The sequence below is a fragment of the Kitasatospora purpeofusca genome (assembly GCF_036010405.1).
In the GTDB taxonomy this organism is placed as follows: Bacteria; Actinomycetota; Actinomycetes; order Streptomycetales; family Streptomycetaceae; genus Kitasatospora; species Kitasatospora purpeofusca.
This window is the reverse complement of sequence record NZ_CP108561.1, coordinates 527828-545406: the sequence shown is the minus strand read 5'-3', so window position 1 is coordinate 545406 and position 17579 is coordinate 527828. Positions and strand designations below refer to the sequence as shown.

Below are 17579 nucleotides of genomic sequence, written 5' to 3'. Positions count from 1 at the left end.
GGCCGGTCACTCCAGCACGAGCGCCTTGGCGCGCTGGTACTCCTCCTCCGTGATGGAGCCGTCCCGCCGCAGGTCCGCCAGCCGGGCCAGTTCCTCGGTGGGGCTGGTCCGCTTGCCCTCGGACCCGGCCGCGTCCCGTACGTAGTCCCGGAACTCGGCGTCCGCCTGCTTCACCCGGGCCGCCTCCCGCATCCCCATGCCCTTGCCGCGGGCGATCAGGTAGATGAACACGCCCAGGAACGGCAGCACGATCAGCAGCACGCACCAGCCGGCCTTGCCCCAGCCACCGACCGAGTCGTCCCGGAAGAGGTCCCCGAAGACCCGGAACAGGAGCATGAACCAGAGGATCCACAGGAAGAACCACATGGTCGTGAGGAAGATGTTCAGCAGTGGGTAGTCGTCCATCGCCTGCCTCCGGAGAACGAGCCGACCGGCCCCCGGGCACCGGGGTCCGACCCCCCGTGGCCCACGGTGACGCCCGCCGCCCGCGCGCGCACCACCCCGGGCGGGTGAGGCGGGACCGGGTCGGGGCCCGGATGCCCCGCTCACCCCGCGGGCACCGGCCTCACCCGGACCGGGCCGCTCTCACTCGGACCAGTCCGAGCCGAGGATCACCTCGACGAAGTCGCCCCGCTCGAAGCCCGGGACGAAGTGCGCCAGGACATCGGCCTTGACGTTGCCGAAGGTGGTGGCCGGGCGGTCCCTGGTGCCCGCGGTGAACGCGGCGAGGATCCGGTTCTTGAAGTCCGGCCGGGGGTGCGCGGCCGTGACGGCGGCGCGCTGCTCGTCGCTCACCGCGTGGTAGCCGACGCCGAGGACGTCCAGCTCCACGCCCCGGGTGACCAGGGCGATCTCGGACGCCATGTGCAGCGGTACCTCCGGGGTGGTGTGCAGGGCGATCGCCGTCCACACCCGGTCGGCCGGCTCGCCGGTGATGCCGTGGGCGTGCAGGAACCGCCGTGCCTCCTCGGCGCCGTCGATCTCGAACCGCCGGTCGGTGCGGGCGAAGCTCCCGGTCAGCCCGAGGTCGTGGAACATCGCCCCGACGTAGAGCAGCTCGGGGTCGAAGTCCAACCGCTGCTCGGCGCCGCGCAGCGCCCCGAACAGGAACACCCTGCGGGAGTGGTCGAACAGCAGCGGCGGGGCGGCCTCCCGCACCAGCTCGGTCGCCTCCTTGGCCAGGGCGCTGTCCGGGATCCGCACTCCGGCGATCGTCTCGCTCATCTCAGTTTCCCTGCTTCCACTGGTACTTCGACGCTCTCTCGGTGAACTCCTCCACTGTCGTGCGGTGACGTAGGCTGGCGCCATGTCCTTTCTGCCCTCCGCACCACGGATCCGGACATGACGGCGCGGGACCCGGCCGGCCGGGTCGCCTTCCTGGTGTTCGACGAGCTGACCCTGCTCGACCTCAGCGGCCCGCTGGAGGTCTTCCACCTGGCCGGCGCGCTCGGCCACCCGTACCCGACCGTCCTGGTCTCGCCCCGGGGCGGCACCGTCACCGCCTCCAACGGCGTCGCGCTGGCCGGTACCGTCGCCCCGGCGGACGCCGGCCCGCTGGACACCCTGGTGATCGCCGGGGCCGACCACCTCGCCACCCGGGGTCCCGACCGGGAGCTCCTCGCCGCCGCCCGGGACCTCACCGCGCGGGCCCGGCGGGTGGCCACGGTCTGCAGCGGCGCCTTCGTGCCGGCCGCGCTGGGACAGCTGGACGGTCGCCGTGCCACCACCCACTGGCGGCACGCCGCCGCGCTGGCCCGCCGCCACCCCGAGGTGCGGGTCGAGCCCGACGCCCTGCACGTGCGCGACGGCCGCTTCCACACCGGTGCGGGCATCAGCGCGGGCATCGACCTCGCCCTCGCCCTGGTCGAGGACGACCACGGCGCCGACACCGCCCGGGGCATCGCCCGCGAGCTCGTGATGTTCCTGCGGCGCCCGGGCGGCCAGTCCCAGTTCTCCACCGCCGAGGCCACCCCGCCGCCCGGGGGCGAGCTGCTGCGCGCCGTCACCGGGGCCGTCCTGGCCGACCCGGCGGCCGACCACGGCCTGCCCGCGATGGCCGCCACCGCGGCGGTCAGCACCCGCCATCTGACCAGGCTGTTCCGGGCCGAGCTGGGCACCACCCCGGCCCGCTGGGTCGAGCGGGTGCGGCTGGACCGCGCCCAGCAGCTGCTGCTGGACGGCCACAGCGTCACCTCGGCCGCCCGGCGCAGCGGGCTGGGCAGCGACGAGAGCCTGCGCCGGGCCTTCGCCCACCATCTGGGCACCACCCCCTCCGACTACCGCCGGCGCTTCGGCACCGCCCGGCTGCCACCGCGCTGACCTGCGAAGCCCGTGCCGCCGAGGACCGGCGGCACGGGCTTCTGCGTGCCCGGACCGGGCTCCGCCGTCACGTTGTAACGTTTTCGCTCTGTGCGACGAAAATTTTTCGAAAACTGTTGTTAACCCTCTGTGGCCTGGCTAGATTCACTCCCGTTCCCGCGATCGGCGGGACGGCGGCGGCACCGATCGGTGGTGCGTCGCGGTCGGTCGGGACCGCCGCGTGCGGCGGCGGTCCCGAGCAGAGCGAAGGAGCTCCGGGCATGGGTGGCAGAATCGTGGGCGGGCCGAGTCGGCGCGGTTTCCTCAAGGGGATCGGCGCGGCCGCGGTGGCCGCCGGCGGGGGCTCGGTCCTGGCCGCGTGCGGCGGCTCGGACTCCGGCGGGGGAGACGCGGGCGGCTCCGGCGAGCTGTCCGGCTCGGTCGCCGTGTGGAGCTGGAAGAACCCGGCGGCGGAGCTCAAGGCCCTGATACCGGCCTTCAACGCCGTCCACCCCAAGGTCAAGGTGACCGTCCAGGACATCGGCAACCCGGCGATCTGGGACAAGATCACCATCGCGATGGCCGCCGGTGGCCAGGGTCTGGCCGACGTGCTGCACATCGGCGTCGACTACCTGCCCGGCTACATCGAGAAGTTCCCGGGCGGCCTCGCGGACCTCGGCGCGCTGGGCGCCAACAAGTACGCCGACGCCTTCGCGCCGGGCCTGTGGCAGACCGTCTCCCGCCAGTCCAAGGTCTACGCCCTGCCGTGGGAGGCCAACGCGAGCGGCTTCTTCTACCGCGACGACCTCTTCCGGAAGGCCGGCGTCGACGCCGCCTCGCTCGCCACCTGGGACGACGTCATCGCCGCGGGCAAGAAGGTCAAGGACGCCACCGGCACCGCGCTGCTGGCCGTGGACCGCTCGGCCTCGCAGGCCGACTCGGCCAACCTCTTCCAGCTGCTGCTCCAGCTCCAGGGCACCTTCTACTTCAACATCGACGGCAAGATCACCATCAACTCGCCGGAGGCCGTCCGGGCGCTCACCCTGATCAAGGAGATGAACGACGCCGGGCTGCTGCTCGACGTCCAGGGCTCGCCCGGCGCGCCCGGCTACGACTCCGCGGTCAAGGCCGGCAAGGTCGCCGTCTGCCCCAACCCCGCCTGGTACGGCGGCTACATGGAGTCCCTCGCCGCCGACCAGAGCGGCAACTGGCGCCTGATGCTCCCGCCGGCCGTCACCCCCGGCGGCTCGCGCTCGGCGATCGTCAACTCCACCCACCTGGCCGTCGCCGGCTCCAGCAAGAACCAGCGGGCCGCGTTCGCCTTCGCCGAGTTCGCCCTCACCCGGCCCGAGTCCCAGGTCCCGATCTACAAGAACAAGGGCATCTTCCCGGCCCTGCTCAAGGCCTACGACGACCCGGCCTTCCACACCGAGAGCGCCTTCTTCGGCGGCCAGAAGTACGCCGAGGTGCTCCTGGAGGAGCTGTCCAAGCCGTCGGTGCCGACCAACTACACCGCCGACTACGCCCGGGCGCTGAAGGTCATCGACGACGCCCAGACCAAGGTCCTGCTCCAGGGCGCCGACCCGGCCACGGTGCTGCGCGCCGCCGCCGACCAGCTCGTCCAGCAGACCCTGAGGGCCCAGGCATGACCACCGCGACCCCGGCGCGGGCGGGAGCCGGATCCCGCCCCGGACCCGCCGCCGCCCCGGCCCGCCCGCGGGCGGGCCGGGGCGGCGGCGCCCGCCTGGCGCCGTACCTGTTCGTCCTCCCGGCCCTCGCGCTGTTCGCCGCCTTCCGGCTGTACCCCGTGGTCTGGTCCTTCGTCCTCAGCCTGTACCGGACCGAGGGCACCACCCAGACCTGGACCGGCCTCGGCAACTACGAACGGCTGCTGCACGACCCGCTGTTCTGGAAGGCGCTCGGCAACACCGCGCTGATCCTGGTGGTCCAGGTGCCGGTCATGCTCGCCCTCTCGCTGGTCCTGGCCGTGGCGCTCAACTCGGCGCTGCTGCGCTGGAAGCCGCTGTTCCGACTGGGCTTCTTCCTGCCGGTGGTGACCGGCCTGGTCACCTACGGCCTGATGATGGGCGCCCTGCTCAACCAGGACTCCGGCGCCGTCAACTGGCTGCTCCAGCTGGTCGGCCTGCCCGAGGTGCACTGGCTCAACGACCCGTTCTGGGCCCGGGTGTCCATCATGCTCGCGCTGACCTGGCACTACACCGGCTACAACGCGGTCATCTACCTGGCCCGGCTCCAGTCGATCCCGGCCGAGCACCACGAGGCCGCCGCCGTCGACGGCGCCGGCCCCCTGCGCCGGTTCTGGCACGTGACCCTGCCCGGACTGCGCCCGGCCCTGCTGCTGACCGTGGTGCTCTCCACCATCGGCACCCTGCAGCTGTTCGACGAGCCGTTCATCATGACCGGCGGCGGCCCCGACAACGCCACCACCACCATCGGCGTGTACCTGTACCAGACCGGCTTCCGGTACTTCGACTTCGGCTACGCGTCCGCGATCGGCTACGCGCTGGTCCTGATCATCTCGCTGTTCGGCCTCGTCCAGGTCAAGCTCGCCAAGGAGGAGGACTGATGGCAGCCACCACCAGCCCCGCGTTCCGCGCGTCCCGACGCGGCCAGGTGCTGCTCACCGCCGGGATGCTCGCGCTGCTCGCCTTCACGGTCGCACCGCTCTACTGGCTCGCGATCGCCTCCACCCACACCTCGCACGACATCTTCGGCCGGCCGCCGCAGCTGCTGCCGGGCGGTGAGCTCGGCACCAACCTCGGCCACCTGGAGGAGTCCGTCGGCTTCGGCCGGGTGGTGCTCAACTCCCTGATGCTGTCCGTCACCTACACCGTGCTCGGCGGGATCGTCTGCACCCTGGCCGGCTACGGCTTCGCCAAGTTCCGCTTCCGCGGCCAGGGCCTGATGTTCTCCGTGCTGCTGCTCGCCCTGGTGGTGCCGACCCAGCTCACCATCGTCCCGCTGTTCAAGATGATGGTGAACCTGGACTGGCTCAACACCTACCAGGCCGTGCTGCTGCCCAACCTGGCCCTGCCGTTCGGCATCTTCCTGATGCGCCAGTCCATGAGCGCGCTGCCGGACGAACTGCTCCAGGCCGGCCGGATCGACGGCTGCGGCGAGCTGCGGCTCTTCCTGCGGATCGCGCTGCCGACCATGCGCCCGGCGCTCGCGGCGCTCGCCATGTTCCTGTTCCTGTTCCAGTGGAACGACTTCCTGTGGCCGCTGATCGCGCTGCGCGACCCGGCCTCGTACACCGTCCCGGTCGCCCTGGCGGCGCTCACCGGCAGCTCCGACGTCGACTACGGCCAGCTGCTCACCGGCACCGCCGTCGCCGCGGTCCCGATGGCCGTGCTCTTCCTCTTCCTGCAGAAGCACTTCGTCTCCGGGATGCTCGCCGGGGCCGTCAAGCAGTGACCACGGCAGCGCCGCACCCCGGCAGTACCCCCGGCACCCCCGGCACCGGCCCCACCGGTACGACCCCCGACCCGACCCCGACCCGAGAGAGGCCCGCCGTGCAGACCGGCTCCATCGACCTCGCCGCGCTGCCCACCTTCACCCCGGACCAGTGGGAGGGCGGCACGCACGAACTGCTGGTGCACGGCGCCCGGATCACCGTCCAGGCCGCGCCCGGCACCGTCGACACGGCCCACGAGGCCGACGACACCGCCTGGAACACCGCCGGGATCACCGCCACCGCCGACACCGAGGTGACCGTCCGCCTGGACGTCCCGCTCGGCGACGCGGCCGGCTTCTGGCACCCCAACGCCGGCTGGGAGCGCACCCTGCCCGCCGACTGGTCGCCCTGGCGCCCGGTCTCCCTGGTGGACTCCGCCCCGGTGGGCTGCCTGTACGACACCGCCGGGCGCACCGTGCTCGCCTTCGCCGCCGACCGCACCGTCCGGCAGACCGCCGTGCGGTTCGGCGTCAGCGAGGAGCACAAGCGCTTCGGCGTCTGGCTGCGCTTCCCGCTCACCGCGGGGGAGACCTTCCGGCTGCGGCTCACCGCTCCCGGCGCGACCCTGGCCGCCGCCCTGCGGGACCTGCGCGAGTGGTTCGCCGCCCTGCCCGGCGGCACCCCGCTGCCCACCCCCGACTTCGGCCGCACCCCCGTCTACTCCACCTGGTACGCCTTCGCCCAGGACGTCACCGCCGCCGGCGTCGAGCGGGAGGCCGTGCTCGCGGCCGAACTCGGCTGCGGGCAGCTCTTCCTGGACGACGGCTGGCAGCTGCACGGCGACGGCCGGGGTTACGCCGGCTGCGGCGACTGGACCGCCGACCCGGTCAAGTTCCCCGACCTGCGCGCCCACGTCGAGACCGTCCGGGCGGCCGGACTGCGCTACACCGCCTGGATCGCCCCGCTGCTGCTCGGCGAGCGCGCCGAGGCCCACCGCACCTGGGCCCGGTTCGCCCCGCACCACGTGCACCGGCTGGACTGCCGGATCCTCGACCCGCGCCACGCCGAGGTCCGCGAGCACGTCGTCCGGGTCTGCCGCGACGCCGTCGCCGACTACGGCCTGGACGGGCTGAAGATCGACTTCCTGGACGAGGCCGTGGCCTACGGCGCGGCCACCGTGCCCGAGGACGCCGGCCCGGGCTTCGTCGCCGACGTCGGCGAGGCGATGGCCCTGCTGCTCGGCCTGCTGCGCGAGGAACTCAGGGCGCTGCGCGGCGACGAGTTCGTGATCGAGCTGCGCCAGCGCTACACCGGCCCGGCCATGACCGCCTACGGCAACCTGCTGCGCGCGATCGACTGCCCGGCCGACGCGGTCGCCAACCGGGTCCGCACCCTGGACATCGCCATGCTGGCCCCCGGCGGCGCCGTCCACTCCGACATGCTGATGTGGGACCCGCAGGGCGCGCCCGAGGTGCTCGCCCGGCAGGTCCACGGCGCGCTCCACTCGGTGCCGCAGATCTCCGCCCGGCTCAGCGAACTCCCCGCGCCGCACCGCGAGGCGCTGGCGTTCTGGCTGGCCGCCTGGCGTCGGCTCGCACCCGCCCTGACCGGCGGCCACTACGAGCCCGGCCGCCCCGACGAGCTGTACCCGCAGGTCACCGCACGGCACGGCGACCAGTGGGTGGTCACCGCCTACGACGAGCGCCCGGTCGTCCTGCCCGACGGCCCCTGGCAGGCCCTCACCCTGGTGAACGCCTCGACCGCCGGCCGCCTGCTGCTGGAGGTCGAGGGGCCCGCCCGCCGGGTCCGGATCGCGCCCCACGACGCGGCGGGCCGGCCCTGCCCCGAGCTGCTGCTGGACCTCGCGGCGGGCCTGCACCCGGTCGCCGTTCCGGCCGGCGGTCTGTGCGACGTCACCGAGGCCACGGGATGACATAGTTACGGCCGACCGGCCAAACGATCAACGCATTGGGGGCAGGGAAATGGAGCAGGAGAAAATCGGGATCACCGAAGTCGCGCAGCACGCCGGTGTCAGCGTGGCCACCGTCAGTCGGGTGCTCAACCGCAAGGCCGGCGTGTCGCAGAAGACCCGTCAGCTGGTCGAGCGCGCCATGGAGGAGGTCGGCTACGAGCGCGGCGCCGCCTCCGGCGGCATCGTCGGGGTGGTCACCCCCGGGCTGTCGATCCCGATCTTCGGCGCGATGGCGGAGCGGATCGGCCTCGCGCTGGCCCCGCACGGCCTGCGGGCCGTGGTCTGCCCGGCCCTGCCGGGCGGAGTCCAGGAGCGCGACTTCCTGAAGTCCCTGCTGGACCTCGGCGCCAGCGGAATAGTGTTCTGCTCCGCCAGCAACACCCTGGAGAACTTCGACCCCGAGGTCCTCCAGCTGCTGGAACACCGCCCCGTCCCCTATGTCTGCATCAACGGCCGGTTCGAGGACAGCTCCTCCGTCGCCTTCTCCACCGACGACGTCTACGCGGCCGAGCTGTCGGTGCGCCACCTGCACGGACTCGGCCACCGCCGGATCGCGATGGCGGCCGGCCCGGTCGGCAACCGCCCCACCGACCGGAGGGTGGCCGGCTACCGGTCCGCGATGACGGCGCTCGGCCTCGGCGAGGACGAGCAGCTCGTGGTGCACCAGACCTACTCGGTCGAGGGCGGCCAGTTCGCCGCCGAGCAGCTGCTCGCCCGGGGCGTCACCGGAGTCATCGCCGCCAGCGACCAGATGGCGCTCGGCGCGATCCGGGCCATCCGCCGGCAGGGGCTGTCCGTCCCCGAGGACATCTCCGTGATCGGCTACGACGACGGCCCGCTGATGGAGTTCACCGATCCCCCACTGACCACGGTGCGCCAGCCCGTCGACCGGCTGGCCGCCGAGGTCGCCCGGGCCCTGGTCGGCCTGCTCTCGGGCCACCAGGTCCCGGTCGGCGAACTGATGTTCCAGCCGGAGGTGGTCGTGCGCGGCACGACCGCTCCTCACCACCCCCGCCGGCCGCCGGCCTGAGGCCGCCGGGGGCGCCCCTTCCACAACGATGTCGGAGGATACGTCTTCTTCGCCCACAACCGGCCCGCGAACGGCTGGAAGTGGATGCGCTACGTCTACGACCGGGCCGGCGCCACCCACAGCACCGGGCGCTTCCTCAACGGCGACTACCCCGAGATCGCCTTCACCCTGCTCGGCCAGACCGTCCAGGGCCTGCTGGGCGTCCAGCCCGACGCCGCAGGCCAGGCGCTCACCACCGCCTCCGGTCTGCCCGCCGGCATGGGCTGGCTGCAGCTCAGCTCCGTCCCCGTGGGCACCGGCACGGTGACCCTGCGCCACGACGGCGGCACCCGGTCGACGCTGACCGACACCTCCGCCGCCGGAAGCCTGACCTGGACCGCCCGGTTCACCGGCGCCCACAGCGGCATCACCGTCGACGGCGCCGCGCAGACCGCCCGCACCGTCACCGTCGACGGGACCCTGTACACGTACGCCACCGTCACCGTCCCGGCCGGTCGCACCTCGGTCGTCGAGGTCACCGGCTGACAGACCCCCGGCCGGGGCGCGGGATTCCCCCACGCCCGCGCCCCGGCCGGGCCTCCGCAGCCTGTACCCGCCCGTCCTGGTGCGGGGGCGGGCCCGCGGACGACAGGGCTCCACCGGCCTGCGCCGGGTGGGGCCCGTCGTCGTCCGCCCTGCCGCGTCCTCGGTGGTGCTGTCCGGCGGGGGTCAGCCGGCGGGTCGGGCGGCGGGCCAGGCCCGCAGCAGCGCGTCCAGCGCGTCCAGGATCCGGGTCCAGCTTTCCTCGGCCGTGCGGGGGGTGTGCTGGAACCCGCCGGAGCGTTCGAGGGCGACGTAGCCGTGGAAGGTGCTGCCGAGCAGGCGGACGGCGTCCGTCTCGTCGGGCTCGGCGAGGTGGTAGCCGCGCAGGATGGCCCGGGTCATCTGCGAGTGCCGGACGGCCGCACTGGCGCGGGCGGTCTCCGGGTCGAGCTCCAGCTGCGCGGCGGCGTAGCGGCCGGGGTGCTCGTGCGCGTAGTCCCGGTAGGCGTCGGCGAAGGCGGTCAGGGCGTCCTTGCCGGCCCGGCCGGCCAGAGCGGCGGCGGCGCGGTCGGCGAGTTCCTCCAGGGCCAGCAGGGCGATCCTGGTCTTGAGGTCCTGGGAGTTCTTGACGTGGGAGTAGAGGCTCGCGTCCTTGACGCCGAAGCGCCGCGCGAGCGCGGAGACGGTCACCTTGTCGAAGCCGACCTCGTCGGCGAGTTCCGCCCCCGCCGCCGTCAGACGCTCGGTGTTCAGTCCCACGCGTGCCATGCCCGTCCTCTCGCTCGCCTGGAGCAATAATACATTTGCCTAGGACGTCTAGGTAATTTACGTTGCTTCCTATGAAGCCATTGACCGAACCCGAGATCCGCGCCGCCTTCGTCAACTGCACCAAGGGTGAGGCCTCGCGGCTGAACGTCCCGCGCGACCTGGCCGAGCAGCCCTGGGACGACCTGGACTTCCTCGGCTGGCGCGACCCGCAGGCCCCCGACCGGGCCTACCTCGCCGCCGTGATCGACGGCCGCCCGGTCGCGGTCGCGCTGCGCTCCTCCGGCGCCGCCTCCTGGCAGGCCCGCCGCAGCCTGTGCTCGCTGTGCGTCACCACGCACACCGGCGGCGTCTCGCTGCTGGTGGCGCCCCGCGCCGGGAAGGCCGGCAAGCAGGGCAACTCCGTCGGCGCGTACATGTGCGCCGACCTCGCCTGCTCGCTCTACGTGCGCGGTAAGAAGGAGGTCGGCACCAAGCTGCACGAGTCGCTCACGCTGGAGGAGAAGATCGAGCGCACGCTCGCCAACCTCGCCGCCTTCGTCGCCAAGGTGACGGCGTGACGCTCCCCGGCGCCGTCGCCGGGGTGACGGCGTGACCCTGCCCGCCGCCGTCCCGTACCGGTGTGCGCCGGTGGCCGGAGTAGGCCGTTCGACGGTACGGGAGCGGCCCGGCCGGGCATACTGAGGAGACCGCCGGGCCCGCCCGGCGGAGATCCGACGAATCGTCAGTTCCCTTCAGTGAGCGGCGGTTCGACCACCCGGCGGCCGCTCCCGAACCCAGGGAGGGCCATGTCCGAGGAGATACCGGGCGCCGAGCAGCCGCGACCGCAGGACGGACCGTCCGGGGCGGCCGGAGCGTCCGGGGACGCGCAGGCGGCTTTCGAGGCGTGCGCCCGGTTGGTGATCGCCGGCCGCTACGAGGAAGCCCTCACGGCGACCGAGGAGACGGCCGCGCTCCTCCGGGGGCACACCACCGGCAGCCGCCCCGCGAACCGGGCGGCGGCGGCCGCACTCGCCTACGTCCTGGTGCTCCGCTGCGAGGCGCTGTCCAAACTCGGCCGCTGGGACGAGTGTCTGCGCACCGCCTCCGAGGCGGTCGACCTGGGGCGCGGGCAGGCCGTGACCGCGCCGTTCACCGCCCCGCTCGGCGCCACCCTGCTCGGTCTGGGCACCGCGCTGTGGGGCCTCGGGCGCCCGCAGGAGGCGGTCGCCGTGACCCGGGAGTCCGTCGACCTCCACCGCCAGCTCGCCCGCGCGGACCACGCCTTCCGCCCGCAGCTCGCCAACGCGCTCAGCCAGCTGGGCGTGGTGCTGTCCCGGCTGGGGCGGCACGCCGAGGCGCTGGACGTCACCAAGGAATCGGTGACCCTCTACCGCCGGCTGGTCGCGGCGGACCGGGCCGGCCACACCCACGGACTCGCCCAGGCGGTCAACAACCTGGCCCGCCGCCAGTCGGTGCGCAACCAGCACCGCCGGGCGCTCAGGAGCATCCAGGAGGCCGTGGCGCTCTACCGCGGGCTGGCCGAGGCCAATCCGGCGGTCCACCGCCGGGACCTCGCGATGGCGCTGGGCAACGCGGCCCGGATGCACAACGGCCGGGCCGAGTCGCTGGCCGCCGTGGCGGAGGCGGTCGCCATCCTGGAGGAGCTGGACCTGGCCGAACCGGGCGTCCACGGCGGCCTGTTCGCCGACTCGCTGTCCCTGCACGCCGCGGCGCTCGCCGACCTGGGGCGGTTCCGGGAGGCCGCCGAGGTCACCACCAGGGCGGTCGCGATGATGCGGGAGCAGGCCGCGCTCAACCCGGTGGCGCGGCGCGGCGACCTGGCCGTGGCGCTGGCCTTCCACGCCCGGGTGCGGGCCGAGGCCGGGTTCGACCTGGCCGGCGGCCTGGCCGCGGCGACCGAGGCGGTCGCGCTGATGCGCGTGCTCGTGGCCGAGATCCCGGCCCTCTACGCGTCCTCGCTCGCGGAGGTCGTCGCCCTGGAGAGCCGGCTGCGCGCGGCCGTGCCGCGCGGGGACGCGCCCTGACCGTCCTCCCGGCAGATGCCCCGCCCGACCACCCGGGCGGGGCCGCGTCGGATCGGCGGCCGGCTCGTTGGACGGGGCATGGCGGACGACGCGGACGAGACGGACGGCCCGGGCGACGGTGGCTCGGTGCCGATGGTGTGGGCCCTGGCGGTGCGGGCGGTGGAGCTGGGGCCACCCTTCGCCGAACTGATCGTGGAGATCGGCCCCAACCTGTTCGAGGCCTTCGTCGACAACGCGGTGGACAGCGGGTTCGTCCTGGCCGCGGGGGAGCCGCCCGCCACCACCGCCGTGGTCGAGCTGGCGGGGAACGCCCTGGTCCGGCTGGTCATGGTGGGAGGGCGGCAGGCCTGGGAACCGGCCTCCGACGTGCTGGCCTCGCCCGGCTGGCTGACGGCCGCGGCCGGACGGCGCGCCGTCGTGGTGCTCGTCGTCCCGCCCGGTACCTGGCCGCCCGGTCTGATGGACCTCGACCCGGCGGCCGGCGCCATGCTGCTGACCCGCAGTCTGGAGTCGGCCCGGGCCGCCGGAGCGGTGCTGCACGGCACGGTCGGGTACCGGCGGTACGAGGACTGACCGGACCCCGCCCGGGGCGGAACGGGGACCGTCGGCCTCGGGCGGCGGGCGGGCTCGGCGGTCAGTGCGCCGCCGGGCCGCTCCACTCGGCGGGTACACGGCCGAGCCGGACGCGTTGCGGGTGGTCGCCGACGTCGACCGAGGAGGTGCGCAGCCCGCTGGCGAAGTCGATGGCGCTGACCCGGTCGGCCCCGGCCTCGGACACGATGCAGGAGGTCCCGTCGCCGTTGACGGTCGCCCAGTAGGGCTTGACGGCGGGCACCAGCGGCCCCTCCCGGAGGGTCGCCCGGTCGACGACGGTGGCGTAGTCGTCCATCGTGCCCGCGACGCAGAGCCGGTCCCCGGCGGGGCTCATGGTCAGGCCGTGGTGGCGGGAGTCGTTGACCCAGGTGGTGCGGTCCTCACTTGTCGCGGGGTTGGTGGGGAGGGTCCTGATCCGGGTGATCCGGTCGGTGGTGACGTCGTACTCGACCAGGCCGTTGAAGAAGGAGACCTGGAAGTACAGCGTCGAGCCGTCCGGACTGAACGCGGCGGGGCGGACGGCGTCGGACAGGTCGGGGCGGCCGAAGGCGTCCAGCCGCTCCCGCATGTCGATCACCCGCACGGTGCGGAAGGTCGTCGCGTCGGCCACGGTGATCCGGCGATCGCCCTTGGTCCAGTCCAGCCAGGGGGCGTCGAGGGCGGTGTTGACGTCGCCGATCGACATGTTCCAGATGTACCGGCCGCCGTCGGTGAAGAGGTTCTCGTGCGGCTTGTCGCCGGTCCGGAACGAGCCGAGCTGGCGGCCGGTGGCGATGTCGAGCACGTGCACGGTGTTGGCGGTGGAGGCGGAGACCACGACCCGGGTGCCGTCGGGCGAGAGCGCCATGTGGTCGGACCGGTAGCCCGCCACCGGGAAGCGCCAGTTGATCCGGCCGCTGGCGAGGTCGATGGACACCACGTCGGCGAAGCTCGGCCGGGAGACGACGACGGCCGTGCCGTCCGGGGTGGAGTACATGTCGTCGACGAACTGGTCGTGGCCCTCGCCGGGGCCCAGCCTGATCCCGAGGAAGTAGCCGAGTCTGATCGGGTCGAGGGAGATCTCGGTGAGGCGGCGGTCCTTGTCGGGGACGACGTCGATCCGGCCGATCCGGGCCAGGTCGCCGCGCGAGGTGATGACGTCGGCGGTGCCGTCCCAGTTGTTGCCGACGAACATCACCTCCCGCAGCGCGGTGGTGGCACCGGGCGACACGGTCCGGCCTGCCGCGCCGGTGGCTGTGGCGGTCGCGGTGGTGCTCGGCAGGGCGAGGCCGAGTGCGGCCGCGATGCCGAGGAGGGTCCGCAGGCGCCGCGGGCGCCGGGTGTGGGGGAGGGGCATCGAGGGCTCCTTGGAGGGCGGTGCTCGGTCAGGACTCGGGCAGTACGCGGGCGCTACTCGGTCGGTTCTCGGGCGCTACTCGACGGTAGGGAGCAGCTCGCCACCCTGGCAAGACCTCGGCGGGGTCTTGCTGACAATTCGTCAACAAGTCGCGCTCGGCTCCTTGACGGTGCATGGACACGGCTCTACAACGTAGTCAGCTCCCGGAAACCCCCACCTCCGCCCCTGCCGGGGCTCCGGAAGCGTGCCCGCTCGCCGTCCCCCACCGAGAACGAGGCCCCCATGCGTATCCGCACCTGCCTTGCCCTGGCCGCGGCCGCCGCCACCCTGGCCGTCGGCGCCGTCCCGGCGTCCGCCGCCCCCGCCGCGTCCGCCGCCCCCACCGCGCCCGCCGCGCCCGCCGCCCCCGCTGCTGTCCCGGTGCTCACCACCGGCGACGCCGCCGGTGCGGCCGTGGCCGCGGGCGACATCCTGGTGGCGTCGCTCGCCGCCGGGACCAAGGCCACCTTCTACTCGGCCACCACCGGTGCCACCGGCGTGACCTGCGGTGTCTCGCCGTTCACCGCCCGGGCCCTGACCAACCCCGACGCACCGGGGACGGCGACCGCCTCCCTGACCGGCATGAGCTTCGGCTCCTGCACGGCCAATGTCACCGGTGTCACCTCGGTGAAGAGCCTCACGGTCGGCAACCTCGCCTACAGCCTCTCGCTCGGCGGCGGCCAGCCGGTCGTCCTCGCCGCCGGAGCGGCCGGCCCGATCCAGGCCTCGGCCGTGCTGAACAGCTGGTTCGGCACCCTCACCTGCACCTACCAGCTCAGCGGTGCCTTCACGGGCACCTCCGACAACGCCACCCACACCCTGAGCTTCCGCAACGAGCACTTCGTCAAGAGCGGCGGCTCGGGCCTCTGTCCGGGCGAGGGCTACTTCTCGGCGACCTACGGCCCGCTGGCCGATTCCAGCCGGGCGGGCTCCCCGGTGGTCCAGGTCAACTGACCGCACCCGCGTCGGCGCCCCGGTCCCGGGTGGGGGCCGGGGCGCTCGCACTTCGGCCGGATGCGCCCCGATTTGCGCCCCCAGCAACTTGGGATGGAGCGGACCGCACTGCGAACGCGAGGATTCCCTCACCGCGTTCACGTCATGGGCATGACGTTTCGCAGCGAATCCCTTCCACCGGAGGAGCACCCTCATGAGTTCGCGCACCACAAGCACCGCGCGCACCAGGCGCGTCGCCGTCACCTCGGGGGTCGCCGCGCTCGTCGCGGTGGCCGGACTCGGCCTCGGCGCCGTGCCCGCCCATGCCGACCCCGTGCCGCCGACCTCCAACTGCGACCCGACCAGGGACTTCTACTGGGACGAGATCGCCTCGGTCCGGGTCGAGCCGACCGTCACCGACTTCCTCGCGGTCGCGATCGCGCCGGGCACCACCGGCAGCTACACCAAGACCCTCAGCGAGGTCACCTCGGTCAGCACCACGATCAACTCCAGCGTCGAGGTGGGCATCGAGTTCAAGGCGATCTTCGCCAAGGTGAGCACCAAGGTCGGGTTCTCGGTGTCCGACACCAAGGCCACCACCCGGACCACCACCGTCACCGACACGGTGAACTTCAACAGCCCGGGCTACTACGGCCTCTACCGCGGCACCCGGAAGGTCACCGGTCAGTGGGTGCGCTACGTCTGCGCCCGCGCCGGCACCGGCGGCCTCTGGATCAACACCAGCCCGAACGGCCCGGGCACCTTCACCACCTTCGACGTCCCGGAGCAGGGCACCGTCGCCTGCTCCTTCCCGGAGCCGGCCGGCACCCTGCGCGCGGCCGCCCGGGCGCGGCTCGTCTGCTGATGGCCAGGACCGCCGAACCCCTCCCGCCCGCCCCCTGCGAAAGCGAATCCACGATGCCCCGCGAGTACCGTCGGCACTCCCGCGCCCGCCGCCCGCTGAACGTCCTCGGCGCGGTGGCCGCCGCAGGCGCCCTGCTGTTCACCGCCGCCCCGGTCGCCACGGCCGCCCCCGCGTCGGCCGGGGCCCTCGCCGCCGACCCGTCGAGCAACTACACCTGTGACGCGCGGCTCTACCGCATCGACACGGCCGGTACCGACGTGGACGGCAAGCGCCGGCCGCTGACTGTCGCGCTCTCCTCCGGGAACTACGGCACGATCCTCCAGTACAAGTGGGAGAACCAGGCGAACCAGAAGTGGCGCATCTGTCGCAAGCGCGTCTCCGACGGCCGTGAACTGGTGTACCTCCAGGACGCCATGCGGCGCTGGTGCATGGCGGTCGACCACTGGGGCCAGCAGAACGGCGACCTGATCACCACGTACGGCTGCGTCGACGAGGACGTGCCCCTGAACCAGCAGTTCTGGATGACGACGCCGCCGGGCACCACCCTGATCGCGCTCCAGGCCCAGCACTCCGGCAAGTGGGTCGCCTCCTCGGACCACACCGACCAGATCCGCCAGGTGGTCCAGGACAGCAGGCCGGACCTCTTCTCCCTGGAGGTCGTCTGACCACCCGTCCGGGAGACCCGTCGGCGGGGTGACGGTGCCACCGGGCCGGGCTGTCCGGGTGGTGCGGGGGGACCGACCGCCGTGCTGTCGGTCCCCCCGTGCGGAGCCGGCTCAGGCGCCGGCGGCCGTCACCGAGGCCGCGACCGCCAGCATCGCGTCGTTGGCGGCCTTCGCGGCGGTCAGCTCCGGCAGCCGCTGCCGGATCAGTTCCTGCTCGTACGCGGACTCGACCGTGAACCAGACGCCCAGCACGTTGACCCGCGCCTTGCACTCGATGTCCGCGGTGGCCGTGGCGATCTCGTCGGCGGACGGGGTCGCCGCGGCGCCCCAGCGCGGGTCCTTCAGGGCGTCGCCGGGCGTGCCGTAGGAGTACCCGCGCTCGGCCATGCAGCGCGACCATTCCCCGAAGACGGCCTGGACCCGCGGGTCCTGCCGGGAGCGTTCGAAGCCCTCGTAGTTGACCCCCACCGCGATGTCGGCGTCCCGCCCGGTGCCGCCGCGCGCGGCCAGCTGCCGCTGGGCGTCGGCGATGCACCCGCCGGACGGCAGCTTCTTGCCCCGGTACTCGGTGGCGGTGCCGGGGGCGGGCCTTCCGTCCGGGCCGAGGCCGGCGCCGAGGACGGCGGTGACGTCGGGACCGAGGGACGGCGCCGCGCCCGGCTTCTTCCCCCGGCCCGGGTCCGGCGAGTGGTAGCCGTTCGCGGAGACGTCGGAGATGTCCACCGGGTCGTACCGGTGGGTGGTCTGGGTCGCGGCGGGCGCGGTCGGGGTCGGCGCGGAGTAGTCCAGGCCGAACCCCCGGACGCACCGGGTGACCAGGACGCCCTGGGCCGCGTCGAGCTGCCGGAACTGCTCCCCGCTCAGCAGGTACGCCTCGATGGGCAGGGCCCGGTCGTCGACCCGGCTCAACCGGGGGACGTCCCCGATCGGCGGCGGCTCCATCGGGGCGAGGGTGGCGGACGGCGACGGCGCGGCGGTGGTTCCGCCGGTACCGGAGGCGCAGCCGGCGGTCAGGGCCAGGGCGGCGGTCAGAGTGGCGGTCAGCAGCAGGACCGGCAGCGGGCGGCCGCGGCGCGGGCGTGTCATGCGGGGCTCCTCGGGCACCCGCCCGCGTGGCG

Annotated in this window: 18 protein-coding genes; 13 read left to right on the top strand and 5 right to left on the bottom strand. The window is 73.6% G+C overall.

Features of this window, described 5'->3' with window-relative positions; all coding sequences use genetic code 11:
* Positions 1 to 6: 6 nt before the first annotated feature.
* Positions 7 to 405, bottom strand: a complete 399-nt coding sequence (locus tag OG715_RS02515) for an SHOCT domain-containing protein (protein WP_327063836.1) — start codon at positions 403 to 405, stop codon at positions 7 to 9.
* Between the two features lie 180 nt (positions 406 to 585).
* Positions 586 to 1224, bottom strand: coding sequence for an HD domain-containing protein (locus OG715_RS02510; RefSeq protein WP_327063835.1), 639 nt, complete (start codon positions 1222 to 1224; stop codon positions 586 to 588).
* A 117-nt stretch (positions 1225 to 1341) separates the two neighbouring features.
* Between OG715_RS02510 and OG715_RS02505 the strand changes: the two genes are divergently transcribed.
* The 7 genes from OG715_RS02505 (at position 1342) to OG715_RS02475 (ending at position 9240) form a co-directional block, all read left to right on the top strand.
* Positions 1342 to 2319 (top strand): GlxA family transcriptional regulator, encoded by a 978-nt coding sequence (locus OG715_RS02505; RefSeq protein WP_327063834.1) that lies wholly within the window; start codon positions 1342 to 1344, stop codon positions 2317 to 2319.
* 260 nt (positions 2320 to 2579) lie between these two features.
* Positions 2580 to 3947, top strand: a complete 1368-nt coding sequence (locus tag OG715_RS02500) for an ABC transporter substrate-binding protein (RefSeq protein ID WP_327063833.1) — start codon at positions 2580 to 2582, stop codon at positions 3945 to 3947.
* Entirely contained in the window at positions 3944 to 4885 is a 942-nt protein-coding gene (locus OG715_RS02495) for a carbohydrate ABC transporter permease (protein ID WP_327063832.1), read from the top strand. The genes OG715_RS02500 and OG715_RS02495 overlap by 4 nt, the downstream gene beginning before the upstream one ends.
* Positions 4885 to 5733: a carbohydrate ABC transporter permease gene (locus OG715_RS02490; RefSeq protein WP_327063831.1), complete on the top strand. Its 849-nt coding sequence runs from the start codon at positions 4885 to 4887 to the stop codon at positions 5731 to 5733. The genes OG715_RS02495 and OG715_RS02490 overlap by 1 nt, the downstream gene beginning before the upstream one ends.
* Positions 5730 to 7646 (top strand): glycoside hydrolase family 36 protein, encoded by a 1917-nt coding sequence (locus OG715_RS02485; RefSeq protein WP_327063830.1) that lies wholly within the window; start codon positions 5730 to 5732, stop codon positions 7644 to 7646. Before OG715_RS02490 ends, OG715_RS02485 begins: the two co-directional genes overlap by 4 nt.
* A 49-nt stretch (positions 7647 to 7695) precedes the next feature.
* Complete coding sequence (locus tag OG715_RS02480; RefSeq protein ID WP_327063829.1) at positions 7696 to 8715, top strand: LacI family DNA-binding transcriptional regulator; 1020 nt, start codon at positions 7696 to 7698, stop codon at positions 8713 to 8715.
* Positions 8716 to 8799: 84 nt separating this feature from the next.
* Positions 8800 to 9240, top strand: a complete 441-nt coding sequence (locus OG715_RS02475) for a hypothetical protein (RefSeq protein ID WP_327063828.1) — start codon at positions 8800 to 8802, stop codon at positions 9238 to 9240.
* A 183-nt stretch (positions 9241 to 9423) separates the two neighbouring features.
* Here the strand turns inward: OG715_RS02475 and OG715_RS02470 are convergent, their stop codons facing one another.
* On the bottom strand, positions 9424 to 10005 hold the full coding sequence (locus OG715_RS02470) for a TetR/AcrR family transcriptional regulator (RefSeq protein WP_327063827.1): 582 nt from the start codon (positions 10003 to 10005) through the stop codon (positions 9424 to 9426).
* 71 nt (positions 10006 to 10076) lie between these two features.
* On the opposite strand from OG715_RS02470, the gene OG715_RS02465 reads away from it, so the two are divergent.
* The 3 genes from OG715_RS02465 (at position 10077) to OG715_RS02455 (ending at position 12602) form a co-directional block, all read left to right on the top strand.
* Complete coding sequence (locus tag OG715_RS02465; RefSeq protein WP_266309119.1) at positions 10077 to 10562, top strand: FBP domain-containing protein; 486 nt, start codon at positions 10077 to 10079, stop codon at positions 10560 to 10562.
* A 228-nt stretch (positions 10563 to 10790) separates the two neighbouring features.
* The gene (locus OG715_RS02460) at positions 10791 to 12029 is read left to right on the top strand and encodes a tetratricopeptide repeat protein (RefSeq protein ID WP_327063826.1); all 1239 of its coding nucleotides are present in this window, start codon (positions 10791 to 10793) and stop codon (positions 12027 to 12029) included.
* Positions 12030 to 12107: 78 nt separating this feature from the next.
* Positions 12108 to 12602 carry a hypothetical protein gene (locus OG715_RS02455; RefSeq protein WP_327063825.1) on the top strand — a complete coding sequence of 165 codons (495 nt, stop codon included), beginning with the start codon at positions 12108 to 12110 and terminating at the stop codon, positions 12600 to 12602.
* A 61-nt stretch (positions 12603 to 12663) separates the two neighbouring features.
* Here OG715_RS02455 and OG715_RS02450 read toward each other — a convergent pair whose 3' ends face one another.
* On the bottom strand, positions 12664 to 13959 hold the full coding sequence (locus OG715_RS02450) for a YncE family protein (RefSeq protein WP_327063824.1): 1296 nt from the start codon (positions 13957 to 13959) through the stop codon (positions 12664 to 12666).
* 282 nt (positions 13960 to 14241) lie between these two features.
* Between OG715_RS02450 and OG715_RS02445 the strand changes: the two genes are divergently transcribed.
* The 3 genes from OG715_RS02445 to OG715_RS02435 all read left to right on the top strand — a co-directional run bounded on the left by OG715_RS02445 (position 14242) and on the right by OG715_RS02435 (position 16461).
* Positions 14242 to 14952 (top strand): Tat pathway signal sequence domain protein, encoded by a 711-nt coding sequence (locus OG715_RS02445; RefSeq protein WP_327063823.1) that lies wholly within the window; start codon positions 14242 to 14244, stop codon positions 14950 to 14952.
* A 193-nt stretch (positions 14953 to 15145) separates the two neighbouring features.
* The gene (locus OG715_RS02440; RefSeq protein WP_327063822.1) at positions 15146 to 15796 is read left to right on the top strand and encodes a hypothetical protein; all 651 of its coding nucleotides are present in this window, start codon (positions 15146 to 15148) and stop codon (positions 15794 to 15796) included.
* A gap of 53 nt (positions 15797 to 15849) precedes the next feature.
* Positions 15850 to 16461, top strand: a complete 612-nt coding sequence (locus tag OG715_RS02435) for an RICIN domain-containing protein (protein ID WP_327063821.1) — start codon at positions 15850 to 15852, stop codon at positions 16459 to 16461.
* Between the two features lie 111 nt (positions 16462 to 16572).
* Here the strand turns inward: OG715_RS02435 and OG715_RS02430 are convergent, their stop codons facing one another.
* A complete protein-coding gene (locus OG715_RS02430; RefSeq protein ID WP_327063820.1) occupies positions 16573 to 17547 on the bottom strand; it encodes a hypothetical protein in 975 nt (324 codons plus the stop codon).
* Positions 17548 to 17579 lie beyond the last annotated feature (32 nt).

Bases quoted from the DNA above. Each gene is read 5' to 3' on its own strand.
- OG715_RS02480 (WP_327063829.1), top strand. From the start codon at position 7,696: ATGGAGCAGGAGAAAATCGGGATCACCGAAGTCGCGCAGCACGCCGGT.
- OG715_RS02515 (WP_327063836.1), bottom strand. From the start codon at position 405: ATGGACGACTACCCACTGCTGAACATCTTCCTCACGACCATGTGGTTC.
- OG715_RS02445 (WP_327063823.1), top strand. From the start codon at position 14,242: ATGCGTATCCGCACCTGCCTTGCCCTGGCCGCGGCCGCCGCCACCCTG.
- OG715_RS02430 (WP_327063820.1), bottom strand. From the start codon at position 17,547: ATGACACGCCCGCGCCGCGGCCGCCCGCTGCCGGTCCTGCTGCTGACC.
- OG715_RS02475 (WP_327063828.1), top strand. From the start codon at position 8,800: ATGCGCTACGTCTACGACCGGGCCGGCGCCACCCACAGCACCGGGCGC.
- OG715_RS02455 (WP_327063825.1), top strand. From the start codon at position 12,108: ATGGCGGACGACGCGGACGAGACGGACGGCCCGGGCGACGGTGGCTCG.
- OG715_RS02435 (WP_327063821.1), top strand. From the start codon at position 15,850: ATGCCCCGCGAGTACCGTCGGCACTCCCGCGCCCGCCGCCCGCTGAAC.
- OG715_RS02460 (WP_327063826.1), top strand. From the start codon at position 10,791: ATGTCCGAGGAGATACCGGGCGCCGAGCAGCCGCGACCGCAGGACGGA.
- OG715_RS02490 (WP_327063831.1), top strand. From the start codon at position 4,885: ATGGCAGCCACCACCAGCCCCGCGTTCCGCGCGTCCCGACGCGGCCAG.
- OG715_RS02470 (WP_327063827.1), bottom strand. From the start codon at position 10,005: ATGGCACGCGTGGGACTGAACACCGAGCGTCTGACGGCGGCGGGGGCG.
- OG715_RS02500 (WP_327063833.1), top strand. From the start codon at position 2,580: ATGGGTGGCAGAATCGTGGGCGGGCCGAGTCGGCGCGGTTTCCTCAAG.
- OG715_RS02510 (WP_327063835.1), bottom strand. From the start codon at position 1,224: ATGAGCGAGACGATCGCCGGAGTGCGGATCCCGGACAGCGCCCTGGCC.
- OG715_RS02440 (WP_327063822.1), top strand. From the start codon at position 15,146: ATGAGTTCGCGCACCACAAGCACCGCGCGCACCAGGCGCGTCGCCGTC.
- OG715_RS02495 (WP_327063832.1), top strand. From the start codon at position 3,944: ATGACCACCGCGACCCCGGCGCGGGCGGGAGCCGGATCCCGCCCCGGA.
- OG715_RS02450 (WP_327063824.1), bottom strand. From the start codon at position 13,959: ATGCCCCTCCCCCACACCCGGCGCCCGCGGCGCCTGCGGACCCTCCTC.
- OG715_RS02465 (WP_266309119.1), top strand. From the start codon at position 10,077: ATGAAGCCATTGACCGAACCCGAGATCCGCGCCGCCTTCGTCAACTGC.
- OG715_RS02505 (WP_327063834.1), top strand. From the start codon at position 1,342: ATGACGGCGCGGGACCCGGCCGGCCGGGTCGCCTTCCTGGTGTTCGAC.